The organism is Pseudomonas sp. HMWF021, assembly GCF_003061005.1.
Lineage (GTDB): Bacteria > Pseudomonadota > Gammaproteobacteria > Pseudomonadales > Pseudomonadaceae > Aquipseudomonas.
On record NZ_QAIK01000082.1, the window covers coordinates 1 to 14,949 of the forward strand.

Here is a 14,949-nt window from a genome sequence, read left to right on the forward strand (position 1 = left end):
GCCGCCTGCGCTATTTGAGCAGCAGGCGGCCTAATACTCCTACGGAGTGGTTTAAAAAAACTGAACCACTACACCGCAGGCTGCGATCTTTTGACCTTGATCTTTAAAAACAAGATCAAAAGATCGCAGCCTGCGGCAGCTCCTACAGGGGATGGCGGTCAGTTCAGAGGGTGGCTGAACTCCACCACCGGCATCTGCCGCTTCATCAACACCTTGCCGCCGCGAATCGAATACAGCGGCAAGCCCTGGCTGCGGATCACTTCGTAATCGCTGTCCGCCGATAGAATCAGCAGGTTCGCCGGGCGCCCCTGTTCCAGCCCATAGCGTTCGCCCAGGTGCATGGCCTTGGCGCTGTTGTCGGTGACCAGATCCAGCGCGTTCTGCAGGTTGCGATAGCCGAGCATGTGGCAGATGTGCAACCCGGCTTCGAGCACGCGCAGGATGTTGCCGTTGCCCAGCGGGTACCACGGATCGACGATCGAATCCTGGCCGAAACACACGTTCATCCCGGCCTCCAGCAGCTCGTTGACGCGGGTCACACCACGGCGTTTCGGGAAATTGTCGAAGCGCCCCTGCAAGTGAATGCTTTCGGTCGGGCACGAGACGAAACTGATGCCGGAGTGCCCGAGCAGGCGGAACAGTTTGGCGCAGTAGGCATTGTCGTAAGAACCCATCGCCGTGGTGTGGCTGGCGGTGACCCGCGCGCCCATGTCGCGGCTGCGCGCTTCTTCGGCAAGCACTTCGAGAAAGCGCGAGTGCGGGTCGTCGGTCTCGTCGCAATGCACGTCAACCAGGCAGCCGGTGCGTTCGGCCAAGTCCATCAGAAATTTCACTGAACTGACGCCCTGATCACGGGTGTACTCGAAATGCGGAATGCCGCCAACCACGTCGGCGCCCATGCGAATCGCTTCTTCCATCAGCTCGCGACCGTTGCGGAACGACTCGATGCCTTCCTGCGGGAACGCGACGATTTGCAGGTCGATCAGGTGCCGGGTTTCTTCGCGCACTTCGAGCATCGCCTTCAGCGCGGTGAGCTGCGGATCGGTGACGTCGACGTGGGTGCGCACGTGCTGGATGCCGTGGGCGGCCAGGGCCTGGATGGTCTTCCTGGCGCGGGTTTTGGTGTCTTCTTCGGTGATGGTGACCTTGCGCTCGCCCCAGCACTCGATGCCCTCGAACAGCGTGCCGCTCATGTTCCAACGCGGCTCGCCAGCGGTCAGCGTGGCGTCGAGGTGAATGTGCGGCTCGACGAAGGGCGGCACCACCAGATTGCCGCCGGCGTCGAGGTCGCCAGGATTGAGGCTCGGGGCTTCGGTCTGGCGGCCGATGCTGCGGATCAGGCCGTCCTCCAGGTGCAATTCGTGCAAACCTTCCTGGTTGCGCAGTCGGGCGTTGATGATGTGCATCAGGCGAATCCTTCTTATAGGTCTGGTAGTGGCGCGCTGGAGCGACGGGCGCCGAGCAGGCCGGTGACGATGACATACGTTAGCGCGGCGGCGGCAATTCCTACCAGCGGCGCGACCCAGGGCGAGTGGAACGCGGCGAGCGTGCCGACCGCGTAAGCCCCCAGCCCCGGCCAGTTGAACGCCGGCAGCCGTGCGTCGGCCAGACGCGGATAGCGCCCGCGCCAGCGGAAGAAAAAGTCGGCCATGATCACCCCGCCAATCGGCGGAATCACCGTGCCCAGCAGAATCAGGTACGGCACCAGCATGTCATACATGCCCAGCAGGGCGAGCAGGGTGCCGATCACCGCGCCGGCCAGGGTCACGGACTTGCGCCGGCCGGTGCGCAGCAGGTTGCAACCGGCGACGGCGAAGTTGTAGATGGTGTTGTCCTGGGTGCTCCAGATGTTCAGCAACAGCATCGCCATCGCGGCCATGGCGAAACCTTGCAGCAGCAACACTTCAACCACGTCGGGCTGCTGATAGACGATGGCGCCGTAGGCACCGATCAGCACCATCAGGCCGTTGCCAATGAAAAATCCGATCAGGCTGGCGAGCACCGCCACCCGCGCCGAACGCGAGAAACGGGTCCAGTTGGTGGCCTGGGTTGCGCCGCTGACAAAGGTGCCGAACACCAGAGTGATGGCGGTCGACCAGTCCAGCGAACCCGTCGGCACCACGCTGAGCAAACCATCGAGGCCACCGACTTTCACGGTCGCGACCCACATCGACAGCATCAGCAGCAACATCATCGCCGGCACTGCGATGTACGACAGAATCTCCAGGCCACGATAACCGACATACGCCGTGGCGCAGAACACCAGGCCGAACAGCACCATCAGGCCGAGCACGGTACCTTGCTCCAGTTCGAAGTATTTGCCCAGCACCACCGCCGCCGTCGCGGTGCCCCAGGCGTACCAGCCGATCTGGGTGAAACCGAGGATCAGGTCGCTGAGCTTGCTGCCGACTTCACCAAAACAGAAACGCCCCATCAGCACGGAATTAAGGCCGCTCTTGAAGGCGATATAACCCAGACCTGCCGCGTACAACCCGAGCAGCAGATTGCCGACGATGAGCACCGCGAGCATCTCGGCAAAACTGAACGCCACCCCGAGCTTGCCGCCGGCAAACATGGTGGCGGTGAAAAAGGTGAAACCCAGCAGCACCATGGCAGTCGAGGCCAGGCCTTTGCGTGCATGCATCGGGACTTCGCTGAGGGGGTAATCGTTGCCGGGATCGTTCTGCGTCATGGGGCGTTCCTTGCTGAAAGGGGAGGACGCGGGGTGAGTTGCAGTGGTCGTGCCAAATGCTGATTGGCGCGGGTTATGTATAGACGAGTTGTCAGTCATGGCCCGAAAGCGGTGCATCTGAATGTACCCAAGCCCCATGTAGGAGCTGCCGAAGGCTGCGATCTTTTGATCTTGTTTTTTAAAATCAAAATCAAAAGATCGCAGCCTGCGGCAGCTCCTACAGGGGGATTTTTGTGGGTCAGAGGAAGCGCAGCAGGGCGGCAACGATCGCTTCCGGGGCGTCTTCCTGGACGAGGTGGCCGGCGTTGGCGATTGGGTGAAATTGCGCGCCGGGTATCATCTTGTGCAACGCCCGGCCGCGCTCGATGGGAATCCACTGATCGGCTTCGCCCCAGAGAATCTGCACCGGGCAGCGGATGGTCGGGTACAGCGCTTCGGCCTCGCGGGTGTAGCGTTCGTCCATCTGCGCGATCTGCCGATAGAACGCCGCTTGCCCCGGATCACCGAGCCACGGTTGCACGTAGGGCGCGAGCTCAGCATCGGGGATGTCGCGGTGAATCGCCCCGCGAATGTAGGTCGGGACGATGGCGCGCTGAATGTAATCCGGCAGGCCGCTGAACGCCGCTTCATGTTGGCGCACGTGCTGCACGAACGGCGACCCCCAGGGCGTCAGCGCCACCGGATCGATCAGCGTGAGGCTGCGGTAATCCCGGTCATCGAGCAAGTGCGCGCGCAACGCGGTGGCACCGCCGAAGTCGTGGGCGACCACGTCCGGGCGCTGGATATTCCAGTGATCGAGCAACTGCGCGAGCAGTTGATTCTGCACGCCGAGGGAAACATCGGCATCCGGTTGTGCGGAGCGCCCGTAACCCAGCAGGTCGAAATAATGCACCCGGTGGCTGGCGAAGAAATACGGCGCGATGCGGTGCCACACGTAAGACGAAAACGGCGTGCCATGCACGAACACCAGCGGCGGGCCGTCACCGCGCACAGCGTGGCGCACCGGGTGCCCGTTGAACTCGAAGACCTGATCCAGCAGCCAGTCCGTCATCGGCCTGTCCTCTTGGCGGGTTTGAGCCAAAAAGCATAGGCATAAAAAAACAGCCGTGAAGGCTGTTCTCTATTTTCCTGCTAAAACACGATCCCCTGTAGGAGCTGCCGCAGGCTGCGTTCTTTTGATCTTGATCTTAAAAAAAACAAGATCAAAAGAACGCAGCCTGCGGCAGCTCCTACACAGGGATTTGTTTGGATCATTCGCCGCGATAGATGCAACCGCTGGTGCAGGTTTCGTGAATGCGGATCGCGCTGAGCTCCGGCAGCAGCGGCTTCAATTCATTCCAGATGAATTTGGCCAGCACTTCGCTGGTCGGGTTTTCCAGGCCGGGAATGTCGTTCAGGTAGTTGTGGTCCAGACGCTCGTACAGCGGCTTGAAGATCGCCTTGATTTCGGAGAAATCGCGGATCCAGCCGGTGTGCGGATCGAGGTCGCCGCTCAGGTGAATCGCCACCTTGAACGAGTGACCGTGCAGGCGTCCGCACTTGTGACCGTCCGGTACGTGCGGCAGGCGGTGGGCGGATTCGAATGTAAATTCCTTGAAGATTTCCACAGTATTTTCGGCTCTGTTCAGGTGGCGTTCGCCGCAGCGATTCGGGCAGGCGGCGAGTTTACCAGCTTGTGTTTGGCGATGCGGGAAAACACTGACTAAAGGGTCAGCAAGCGCTCGGCGAGGCGACCGTTGGCGGTCAGTTCGAGAAACTCGTCGCCGAGGCGGCGGCTTTCGTCCATCGCCGCGTGCCAGTATTTCTGCCGGCTTGGCGCATCACCCATGAAGCGCTTGAAGTCGTTACGGTCGGGGAGTTTGCCGTAGGACAGGCGCGCCAGATATTCCTTCGAAGGCGCAAGCAACAGCACGTCCTGCAAACGCTCCACCGAGGCGCGGCGCCACGGCAGGGTCTTGTCGAACCAGCCGGGGATCACCCGATCGGTGAAGTGCGGATAAAGCACGATGCCGTCGCCGCTGTAGGGCAGGTCGAGGTGATAGTCGAGCAGCCCGCCATCGCGGAACGTGCCGGCCCCGGCGCCCGGCAGGTCGCGCACGCCTTCCATGACCATCGGGATCGAACCCGAGGCCAGCAGCGCTTGGCGCAGGTTCCCCGCATTGAGGGCGACGAAGCGCGACGGGAAGTCATTCAATGCATTCACCGGCGGGGCGAGGCGCGGGTCATGAATGATCAGCCGTTCGAAGTGTCGCGACAGGCGCGCGCGACCGCGCAGGTTATCGGCGATCACCGAACCCAGCGCCAGACCGAGGCGGCCGCGATGGTCATCGGCCAGACGCCCGTGGCTTTTCACCACCATGATGTTCAGACGGTAATCGGCGTTGCTGAGGATGCTGGCGTCGCGGCCGTCGAGCAGGTCGTTGAGCATGCGCTGCGAGCTCGCGCTGATCTCGGCCATGGTCACGCCTTTGTTGAAGTTCTGCTCGGCGTAGAGCTGGCCGAGGCGTCGGATGCCCTCAGCGGCGTCCGGCAGGCAAGCACTGGCGAAGCGCCAGGAACCGACTGACGCACCGATCAGCGAGCGCTCACGCGGTGCACTCGGCAGCCATTCGCCGAACAACGCCAGATCCAGCCCTTGAATCCCCAATGCCTTGGGCCCACCGGCGGCACCGGGCAAGGTGCCGACGTCAGCGGCGTTCAGGCCCTGGGCACGAATGCGTGCCATGGCCCGAGGGCCGGCCTTGAGGGTGAGGGCGGGGAACTTGATGTGGATGGCGGTCATACCGGTCTCGATCGTTAGCAAGCGAACAATTATAAGCACATGTTGCAAAACACTGTAGGAGCTGCCGCAGGCTGCGATCTTTTGATTTTTAAAGGCAAGATCAAAAGATCGCAGCCTGCGGCAGCTCCTACAGGGGAAATGTGTTGGTCTGGGGCAATGATGGCAATTCAGTTTCAGTTAAGTTGCTCCCGCTAAGGTGCCCTCCATAGCAGCACATAAAAATACGGAGACACCCATGAAAACCCTGACTGCCCTGTCCATTGCCTCGATCATCGGCCTGACCGCCAGCCTCGCCCACGCTCGCGATCTTGGCCCCGATGAAGCCCTGCGCCTGCGCGACGCTGGTACTATCGTCTCCTTCGAGAAGCTCAACGCCACGGCGCTGGCCAGACATCCGGGCTCGACCATCACCGATACCGAGCTGGAAGAGCAGTACGGCAAGTACGTCTACCAGGTCGAAATGCGTGATCCGCAAGGGCTGGAGTGGGATCTGGAACTGGACGCGGTCAGCGGGCAAGTGCTCAAGGATCATCAGGATACTTAATGAAGCCGTATTTGTTACAGCCACGCACCGGCAGCCGACTGGCCCTGGTGCTATTGGCATTCTGCTCGGTGGTGGCCGCCCGCGATCTTGGCCCCGATGAAGCGCTGCGCCTGCGTCAGCAGGGGGTGATCCTGCCATTGGAGCAGGTGCTGCAAAAGGCAATGGATCGTTACCCCGGCGCCAAACTGCTGGAGGTCGAGCTGGAAGAAAAGCACGACATCTATGTTTACGAAGTCGAACTGCTGACGGTCGAGGGCGTGGCGCGGGAGCTGCACCTGAAGGCCGACAGCGGCGAACTGCTCAAAGACAAGGAAGACTGAACGATGCGTTTGCTTCTGGTGGAAGACCACGTGCCGCTGGCCGACGAACTGATCGCCGGTCTGCAGCGCCAAGGCTACGCGGTGGACTGGCTGGCGGACGGCCGCGATGCGGTCTATCAGGGCAGCAGCGAACCCTATGACCTGATCATTCTCGACCTCGGCCTGCCCGGTGTTCCGGGGCTGGAGGTGCTGGCGCAATGGCGCGCCGGTGGCCTGTCGACCCCGGTGCTGATCCTCACCGCCCGCGATTCCTGGGCCGAGCGCATCGAAGGCCTGAAGGCCGGCGCCGACGATTACCTGACCAAACCGTTCCATCCCGAAGAGCTGCACCTGCGGGTGCAGTCGTTGCTGCGCCGCTCCAAGGGCCAGGCCAACCAGCCGACGCTCAAGGCTGCCGGCCTGCACCTGGATGAGGGGCGCCAGTGCGTGATTCGCGACGGCAGCGAGATTCAGCTGACCGCCGCCGAATTCCGCCTGCTGCGCTATTTCATGCTGCACCCGGAACAGATCCTGTCGAAAACCCACCTCGCCGAGCACCTCTACGACGGCGAGACCGAGCGTGATTCCAACGTCCTCGAAGTCCACGTCAATCACCTGCGGCGCAAGCTCGGCAAAGCCGTGATCGAAACCCGTCGCGGCCAGGGTTACCTGTTCGGCGGACAAGCTTCGTGAGGTCGATCCAGCGCCGCTTGAGCCTGGGGTTGATCAGCGTGATGGTGATCGTCGGCCTGGTGCTGGCGCAAACCAGTCTGTGGCTGTTTGAAGTCGGTTTGCAGCGTTACCTCGAGGCCGGTCTGCGCAACGACAGTGAAAGCCTGCTGGTGGCGCTGGTGCGCGGCCCGCAAGGTTTGCAGCTGGATGAGCGGCACCTGTCGCCGGCCTATCAACGGCCGTTTTCCGGGCATTACTTCCGTATCGATTTTGCCGACAGCCACTGGCGCTCGCGTTCGCTGTGGGATCAGGATCTGCCGCTGCTGGAACACCCCGGTTTGCACAGCAACCTGCAACTGGGGCCGGACGGTCAGCAGTTGCTGGTATTGCGCTCGGACTATCGACGGCTGGGGCAATCGATCTCGATCAGTGTCGCCCAGGATTACACCCCGGTGCGCGAGAGTTTCCAGCGCATGCGTCAGATCGGCCTCGGTTTGGGCCTGGCCGGATTGCTGCTGATTCTGCTGCTGCAACGGCTGACGGTACGCCGTGCGTTGAAGCCGCTGGAACGGGCGCGCGAGCAGATCGCCCAGTTGCAGCAGGGCCAGCGCTCGCAACTGGACGCTCAGGTGCCGGTGGAACTGGAGCCGCTGGTGGCGCAGATCAACCATTTGCTGGCGCACACCGAAGACAGCCTCAAACGCTCGCGCAATGCGCTGGGCAATCTGGGGCATGCCTTGAAAACCCCGCTGGCGGTGCTGCTGAGTCTGGCGTCGAGCGAAAAACTCGATGCTCACCCCGAGCTGCGCCGAATCCTCAAGGAGCAACTGGAACAGGTGCAACAGCGGCTCAATCGCGAACTCAATCGCGCCCGCTTGTCCGGCGATGCGCTGCCCGGTGCGCTGTTCGACTGTGACGCGGAACTGCCGGGGCTGCTGGCGACGCTGAACATGATCCACGGCGAGCATCTGGCACTCAGTTACGTCGCGCGACCGGGGCTGCAATTGCCGTGGGACCGCGAAGACTTGCTGGAGCTGCTCGGCAACCTGCTGGACAACGCCTGCAAATGGGCGGACGCCGAAGTGCGCCTGAGTGTGATCGAGCGAACGGACGGCTTCGCCCTGAGCGTTGAAGATGACGGCCCGGGAATTCCTGAAGAGCAACGCACCCAGGTGTTCAGCCGTGGCACGCGACTTGACGAGCAGACTGACGGGCATGGTCTGGGGCTGGGGATCGTGCGCGATATCGTCGAGACGTGGGGCGGGGTGCTGGTGCTGGGCGAGAGCGAGTGGGGCGGTTTGAAGGTCGTGATCGAACTCCCAAAACGCTGATCCCGTATCCCCACAATCCCCTGTAGGAGCTGCCGAAGGCTGCGATCTTTTGACTTTGATTTTTTAAAAACCAGGATCAAAAGATCGCAGCCTTCGGCAGCTCCTACAGGGGAGGGGTAATGCCGTCAGACCCGGAACTGATCCATCAGACTCTGCTGCTGATTCGCCAGGCTGTTCAGCGACTGGCTCACCCGCGCCGACTCATTGGCCTGTCCGGACAGCGATTCGGTCACGTCGCGAATGGTCGCCACGTTGTTGTTGATCTCCTCGGCCACCGCGCTCTGTTCTTCCGCCGCGCTGGCGATCTGCAGGTTCATGTCGCTGATCACCGTCACTGCATCGCCGATCTGGCGCAGTGCGGTCACCGCTTGCCCGACCTGCTCGACACTGCCCTGGGCCTGACGATGGCTGTTGCCCATCGACCCGACCACATCCTGGGTGCCGGTTTGCAGTTGCTCGATGACCTGACGGGTTTCTTCCACCGACTCCTGCGTGCGGCGGGCGAGGTTGCGCACTTCGTCGGCGACCACTGCAAAACCGCGCCCGGCTTCACCGGCACGCGCTGCTTCGATCGCCGCGTTGAGCGCCAGCAGATTGGTCTGTTCGGCGATAGCGCGGATGGTTTCCAGCACGGTGCCGATCTTCTCGCTGTTGGCGGCCAGGCCTTCGACCTGCACCATCGCCGCGCTCATGTCGGCGGCCAGGGTGTCGATGCTCGCAGTGGTGCGGTCGATCACGGTCAGGCCCTGGCGGGTGGCGCGATCGGCGTCCTTCGCGGCTTCGGCGGCTTGCGCGGCGCTGCGTGCAACGTCCTGCGCGGTGGCGCTCATTTCGTGGGAGGCAGTGGCGACCTGATCGACCTGACGGTATTGCTGCTCCATGCCGGCGCTGGTCTGGGTAGCGATGGCCGAGGACTGGTCGGCGGTGTTGCGTGCGTCCTGCACCGAGCGTTTCACTTCGGCGATGATCGGCTGCAGCTTGTCGAGGAACTTGTTGAACCAGCCAGCCAGTTGACCGAGTTCATCCTGCTTGTCGTAGGCCAGACGGCGGGTCAGATCGCCCTCGCCACTGGCGATGTCTTCAAGCATGTGCGCCACGCCAAGAATCGGCTTGGTCACACTGCGCGCCATCAGCCATACCAGCAGCAGGCCGATCAGTGCCGCCAGCACGCCGAGGCTCAGTTCGATCAATGTGCCCGAGTTGTTGCTCGCATCCAGTTGCTGCTTGAGCGCTTCGGCGCGACTGACCAGGACCTTTTCCGGCACGTCGAGCAACACGCCCCACGCCGGCCCGCCGGGGATCGGCTGGAACGGCGACAGCACTTTCAACTGGCCGTTGCCGTGCAGGCTGCTGACGCTGCTGCTGGCGCCGAGTTGACGCAGCAGTTCGGCGCCGCTGACGGTGTCCACGGCATCCAGACGCTTGCTCAGTTTGCTCGCGTCCGGGCTGTAACCGGCGAGCAGGCCGGTGGGGCTGATGATGCTCACGGCGGTCTGACCATCGTAGAGTTTTTTGCTCGCGCCCTGGCTGATCGCCTGCAGGCTGTTGAGGTTGATGTCCACCGACAGCGAGGCGATGACTTTGCCGTTGACGATCAGCGGGAAGACGATGCTGGTCATCAACACGTTCTGGCCGTCGATCACATAGAAGTACGGTTCGATCACGCACGGTTTGAGCGTGGTGCGCGGGCAGGTGAACCAGGCGTTGGCCGCCTGACCGCTGGGGCCGGTGCTGGTGTCGGTCATGTCACTTTCCGGCAGGGCCATCGAGGTGACTTTGCCCGGGGTCGGCTGTGACCAGTACAGGGCAAAACGGCCCTTGTCGTTGCTGCCGAGTTCAGCCTGACCGGCGAACAGTTCATCCTTGCCGTCCAGCGCGTTGGCTTCGAACACCAGCGACAGACCGAGCAGCTCCGGGTTGGCCTGCAGCGCGGACTTGACCTGACGGGTCATGTCTTCGCGCAGGTCGAAGGCATCGAGGAAGCGCTTCTCGGCCTGTTCACGCAAAAACAGCACCTGCCGCGAGAAGCCGTGGCCGTATTGATAGGCGTCCATGAACTGCTGGCGAATCCCGGCAGCCTGCACCTCACCCTGCGATTCAATGCGCGCCTGGGCTGACTCGGTCAGCATCTCCATGCTCGAAGCTTTCACCAGCTCGGAGCTGTGCTCCATGCGATACAGCGAAAGACCCACCAGCAGGGTCACGATGCCCGCCAGGCAAAGGCCGGCGAGCAGGGTGATTTTCCATTGAATGGAAAGTTGTCTGAGCGACATGGAGACGTCCTTATTCGATAAATATCTGAGACTTTGCACTGTAGCGGCCGCGTTTCGGCTTTCTTTATTGTTCGAACGCAATATGACCGATTGCCGCACGCAACCAATCCCCTGTGGGAGCTGCCGCAGGCTGCGATCTTTTGATCTTGTTTTTAAAAATCAAAATCAAAAGATCGCAGCCTGCGGCAGCTCCTACAGGGGGTGTTCATCGGTTGTTACATTCGGTTGCTTTGACACCGCCGCCACTCTGCGGCACAGTGCGCGCCCTTCTAATAAGACCCTCTTTGCAAATCCGCCGGTTAACCGTTGGCGGACTCATCCTGTCTGGCGGTGATGATTTCATCGCAGTGTTTTTGAGGTAGTGAAATGAATGCAGTGATTGCTGCGGTCGGCGTCATGCTGATCCTCAGCCTGTCCCGCGTGCACGTGGTGATCGCCCTGATCGTCGGTGCGCTGGTCGGTGGCCTGACCGGTGGTCTGGGCATCGACGCCACGCTCAAGGCGTTCAACAGCGGCCTGGGTGGCGGGGCGACGGTGGCGTTGTCCTACGCATTGCTCGGCGCTTTCGCCGTGGCGATTGCCAAGTCCGGTCTGGCCCATGCGCTGGCCGACAAGGCCCTGGCGATGGTCGACCGTCAGCACTCGAGCGGCGGTGGCAGCGTCAAATGGCTGCTGATCGGCCTGCTGTGGGTGGTGGCGATTGCCTCGCAGAACATCCTGCCGATCCACATTGCGTTCATCCCGCTGCTGGTGCCGCCGCTGCTCTATGTACTGACCAAGCTGCAGCTGGATCGGCGGCTGATTGCCTGCGTCATGACCTTCGGCCTGATCACCCCGTACATGGTGTTCCCGGTGGGTTTCGGCAACATCTTCCTCAACCAGATTCTGCTGGCCAATGTCAGCAAGGCCGGGGTCGATATCAGCCAGATCAACGTCATGCACGCCATGGCGATTCCGGCGCTGGGCATGGTCTTCGGCCTGTTGCTGGCGGTGTTTTTCAGCTATCGGAAAAAGCGCGTTTACGATCTGGAGAAGATCGAACAGGTCGAGCAGGTCAGCGTCGCCTACAACCCGAAGACCATTGGCATTGCCGGTCTGGCGATTGCCGCCGCGTTCATCATTCAGTTGCTGCTCGATTCGATGATTATCGGTGCGCTGGCCGGGTTCCTGATCTTCTCGGCCTCGGGCATCGTCAAATGGCGTGAGACCGACGACCTGTTCACCGAAGGCATGAAGATGATGGCGATGATCGGCTTCATCATGATCTCTGCCTCGGGGTTCGCCGAAGTGCTCAAGGCCACCGGCGAAGTGCGTTCGCTGGTCGAAAGCGCGGCGGCGTGGATCGATCACAGTCAGGCGATTGGTGCGCTATTGATGCTGCTGGTGGGCCTGATGGTGACCATCGGTATCGGTTCGTCGTTTTCCACCGTGCCGATTCTGGCGGCGATTTTCGTGCCGCTGTGCGTGCAGCTGGGCTTCAGCCCGATGGCCATCGTGTGCATCGTCGGCACTGCCGGGGCGCTGGGCGACACCGGCTCGCCGGCCTCCGACTCGACGCTGGGCCCGACCTCGGGTCTGAACGTCGATGGCCAGCATCACCACATCTGGGACACCGTGGTCCCGACCTTCCTGCACTACAACCTGCCGTTGCTGGCGTTTGGCTGGGTGGCCGCGATGGTCCTCTGATTAAAAGCTGAAGATCAAAAGATCGCAGCCTTCGGCAGCTCCTACAGAGATTGGTGTAGGAGCTGCCGAAGGCTGCGATCTTTTTTTGGGTTCAACTTTTGCTCGCGCGTGCCGTTAACGCCTTTAACCACGCCAATAAAACCAAAAGAGTGAGCCCCCCATGCGCTTGAGTCTCAAGGCCAAAGTCCTGTCCCTTGCCGTCCTGCCGGTGCTGCTCTTTGCGCTAGTCATCAGCCTGACCACGCTGTTCATCCTCCAGCAGCAGGCGCACACCGAGGTCGAGCAGACCCGCGAGCGCCTGCTCGCCGACGCCAAGGCCACGCTGCAAAGTTACGTCGCCGTGGCCATGACCACGATCAAACCGTTGTACGACGCAGCCGCCCCCGGTGACAACACGGCGCGGGCGCAGGCGATCAAGCTGCTGTCGGGCATCCGCTACGGCAAGGACGGCTACTTCTTCGGCTACGACTCCGAGACCGTGCGCCTGTTCAAGGCCAACGACCCCGAAGGCGTGGGCAAAAGCTTCAAGGACAACCGCGATCCGAACGGCGTCTACGTCAACCTCGGCCTGGTGAAAGTGGCGAAGGACGGCACCCACTATCTGCAATACAGCTCGCCGTTGCCGGGCAACGCCAGCGTGCTGGTGCCAAAACTCGGCTACACCGAATACCTGGCGAAATGGGACATGGCGGTGGGTACGTCGGTCAATCTCGACGGCATCGAAGCGCAAGTAGCGGTGGTGCAGGCGCAAGTGCAGGAGCGCATGGAAGGCGTGATCCTCAGCATCGTCGGCGTGGCGGTGGTGGTGTTGCTGGTGATTGCCATCGCCGGGATGCTGCTGGCCAACACCATTCTGCGCCCGCTGAACCTGATGAAAGCCAACCTCGACGACATCGCGGCGGGCGAGGGCGACCTGACCCGTCGGCTGAACATCACCAGCCAGGATGAACTCGGCGAACTGGCCGGCTCGTTCAACCGCTTCGTCGACAAGATCCACGGCCTGGTGCGGCAGATCACCGAGATGACCACGCAACTGACTGGCCTGGTGAATCAGGTCTCGGATCAGGCCCAGCGTTCCGATCAGGCCATGGAGCGTCAGCGCCACGAGACCGATCAGGTTGCCACGGCGATCAACCAGATGTCCGCCGCCGCCCAGGAAGTCGCCAAGAGCGCGCAGAACGCCGCGGTCGCCGCGCAACAAACCGATGAAGAAGGCCAGAGCGCCAAGCGCGTGGTGGCCGGCAGCATCAAACAGATTCATGCGCTGGTGGATGACATTCGCAGCAGCGGCGTGTCGCTCGACAGCCTGCAGCAGGACGTGTCGTCGATTGTCGGCGTGCTCGGGGTGATCCGCTCGATTGCCGAGCAGACCAACCTGCTGGCGCTCAACGCCGCGATTGAAGCGGCCCGCGCCGGGGAGGCCGGGCGCGGCTTTGCGGTGGTGGCGGACGAAGTGCGCGCGCTGGCCAGCCGCACGCAGATCAGCACTCAGGAAATTCAAGGGATGATTGATCGCCTGCAGGCCGGCACACAGTCGGCGGTCGAGGCGATGCGTCGCTCAAGCGAGGCGGGCGATGGCACCTCGGCGCAGGCCAATCAGGCCGGGGCGTCGCTGGACGCCATGGCTGACCTGATTGCCACGATCAACTCGATGAACGCGCAGATCGCCAGCGCGGCCGAGGAACAAACGGCGGTAGCCGAGGAGATCAACCGCAGCGTGCATCAGATCGCGGTGGCGGTGGACAGCGTGGCGGACGAGACGCAACTGGGCGCGCAGACCTCGCGCAGCCTGGCCGACCTCGGCCAGCGCTTGGGCAAACTCGTAGGCCAGTTCCGAATTTAACGTTTTACACAAACCTGTGTAGGAGCTGCCGAAGGCTGCGATCTTTTGACTTTGATCTTTTAAAGCAAGATCAAAAGATCGCAGCCTTCGGCAGCTCCTACACGGGGGCGGTGTAAGTCTCAAGGTCTGTCCCAGTAGGGCACTTCGCCGAAGCACTCGACGAAAAAATCAATCACCGTCCGCACCTTTACCGACAACCTTCGGCTCCCCGGCCACAGCACCGCAATCTGCTGCGGCTCCAGGCTGTTCGACACCTGATACTCGCCCAGCACCGGCACCAGCGTGCCTTCACGCACCGCCTCACCAATCAGCCATGACGGAAACATCACCAGGCCCAGGCCTTGCTCGGCCGCTTGCGTGAGGGTGTCGGCGTGGTTGCCGGTGATCGGGCCTTTGACCGAGTAAGGCGTCCAGTCACCCTGACCCAGGCGGAAAAACCAGCGCTGCTGGCCGGTCGCGCCTTTGTAGGCCAGGCACTGGTGCTGCGCCAGATCCTGCGGGTGTTGCGGAGTACCGTGGCGCTCGAGATAGGCCGGGCTGGCGGCGACCTGGAAACGGTGCGGCGCCAGAATCCGCGCCTGCATGCTCGAGTCGTGCAGCGGGCCGATGCGGAACAGCAGGTCGGCGCCTTCCTGCAACGGGTCGACGTAATGGTCGGTCTGCTGGATGTCCAGTTGCAGCTGCGGATAGCGCGCGCACAGTTTGCCGAGCCACGGCGTCAGATGGCGTTGGCCGAACACCACCGGCGCGTTGATCCGCACCAGCCCGGTGGGCTCGCTCTGCTGCTCCTGCAATGCCTGCTCGGCTTCCTCCAGTTGCACCAGCAC

12 protein-coding genes and 3 pseudogenes are annotated in these 14,949 nt (G+C 62.2%); 7 read left to right on the forward strand and 8 right to left on the reverse strand.

What is annotated here, in order from left to right:
* Nucleotides 1–158: 158 nt before the first annotated feature.
* From codA to DBR18_RS10925, 5 genes are all read right to left on the reverse strand, one after another.
* On the reverse strand, nt 159–1,406 hold the full coding sequence (codA, locus tag DBR18_RS10905) for a cytosine deaminase (protein ID WP_108590325.1): 1,248 nt from the start codon (nt 1,404–1,406) through the stop codon (nt 159–161).
* A gap of 14 nt (nt 1,407–1,420) precedes the next feature.
* Nucleotides 1,421–2,692 (reverse strand): cytosine permease, encoded by a 1,272-nt coding sequence (gene codB / locus DBR18_RS10910; RefSeq protein ID WP_108590326.1) that lies wholly within the window; start codon nt 2,690–2,692, stop codon nt 1,421–1,423.
* 238 nt (nt 2,693–2,930) lie between these two features.
* The gene (locus DBR18_RS10915; protein WP_108590327.1) at nt 2,931–3,743 is read right to left on the reverse strand and encodes an alpha/beta fold hydrolase; all 813 of its coding nucleotides are present in this window, start codon (nt 3,741–3,743) and stop codon (nt 2,931–2,933) included.
* A 199-nt stretch (nt 3,744–3,942) separates the two neighbouring features.
* Nucleotides 3,943–4,299, reverse strand: coding sequence for a 6-carboxytetrahydropterin synthase QueD (gene queD, locus DBR18_RS10920; RefSeq protein WP_007955941.1), 357 nt, complete (start codon nt 4,297–4,299; stop codon nt 3,943–3,945).
* Between the two features lie 95 nt (nt 4,300–4,394).
* Complete coding sequence (locus DBR18_RS10925; RefSeq protein WP_108590328.1) at nt 4,395–5,474, reverse strand: patatin-like phospholipase family protein; 1,080 nt, start codon at nt 5,472–5,474, stop codon at nt 4,395–4,397.
* Between the two features lie 235 nt (nt 5,475–5,709).
* On the opposite strand from DBR18_RS10925, the gene DBR18_RS10930 reads away from it, so the two are divergent.
* Genes DBR18_RS10930 through DBR18_RS10945 form a run of 4 tightly spaced genes read left to right on the forward strand, consistent with a single transcriptional unit; the run spans nt 5,710 to nt 8,320 of the window.
* Nucleotides 5,710–6,018, forward strand: coding sequence for a PepSY domain-containing protein (locus DBR18_RS10930; protein WP_108590329.1), 309 nt, complete (start codon nt 5,710–5,712; stop codon nt 6,016–6,018).
* Nucleotides 6,018–6,338: a PepSY domain-containing protein gene (locus DBR18_RS10935; RefSeq protein WP_108590330.1), complete on the forward strand. Its 321-nt coding sequence runs from the start codon at nt 6,018–6,020 to the stop codon at nt 6,336–6,338. The genes DBR18_RS10930 and DBR18_RS10935 overlap by 1 nt, the downstream gene beginning before the upstream one ends.
* A 3-nt stretch (nt 6,339–6,341) precedes the next feature.
* On the forward strand, nt 6,342–7,010 hold the full coding sequence (locus DBR18_RS10940) for a response regulator transcription factor (protein WP_003223514.1): 669 nt from the start codon (nt 6,342–6,344) through the stop codon (nt 7,008–7,010).
* Complete coding sequence (locus DBR18_RS10945; RefSeq protein ID WP_108590331.1) at nt 7,007–8,320, forward strand: sensor histidine kinase; 1,314 nt, start codon at nt 7,007–7,009, stop codon at nt 8,318–8,320. The genes DBR18_RS10940 and DBR18_RS10945 overlap by 4 nt, the downstream gene beginning before the upstream one ends.
* A 125-nt stretch (nt 8,321–8,445) precedes the next feature.
* On the opposite strand, the gene DBR18_RS30265 is transcribed toward DBR18_RS10945, so the two are convergent.
* Both DBR18_RS30265 and DBR18_RS30270 read right to left on the reverse strand, forming a co-directional pair.
* On the reverse strand, nt 8,446–9,201 hold the full coding sequence (locus DBR18_RS30265; RefSeq protein WP_371262551.1) for a methyl-accepting chemotaxis protein: 756 nt from the start codon (nt 9,199–9,201) through the stop codon (nt 8,446–8,448).
* A gap of 102 nt (nt 9,202–9,303) precedes the next feature.
* Nucleotides 9,304–10,593: pseudogene (locus DBR18_RS30270) on the reverse strand (HAMP domain-containing protein); the annotation flags it as partial.
* A 366-nt stretch (nt 10,594–10,959) separates the two neighbouring features.
* Here DBR18_RS30270 and DBR18_RS10960 point away from each other — a divergent pair.
* The 3 genes and pseudogenes from DBR18_RS10960 to DBR18_RS30280 all read left to right on the forward strand — a co-directional run.
* Nucleotides 10,960–12,279 carry a Na+/H+ antiporter family protein gene (locus DBR18_RS10960; protein WP_108590333.1) on the forward strand — a complete coding sequence of 440 codons (1,320 nt, stop codon included), beginning with the start codon at nt 10,960–10,962 and terminating at the stop codon, nt 12,277–12,279.
* A 160-nt stretch (nt 12,280–12,439) separates the two neighbouring features.
* A pseudogene (locus tag DBR18_RS30275) lies at nt 12,440–13,216 on the forward strand (cache domain-containing protein); the annotation flags it as partial.
* 312 nt (nt 13,217–13,528) lie between these two features.
* A pseudogene (locus tag DBR18_RS30280) lies at nt 13,529–14,122 on the forward strand (methyl-accepting chemotaxis protein); the annotation flags it as partial.
* A gap of 119 nt (nt 14,123–14,241) precedes the next feature.
* On the opposite strand, the gene DBR18_RS10975 reads toward DBR18_RS30280, so the two are convergent.
* On the reverse strand, nt 14,242–14,949 hold a 708-nt coding region (locus DBR18_RS10975; RefSeq protein ID WP_108590345.1), incomplete at its 5' end, for a substrate binding domain-containing protein.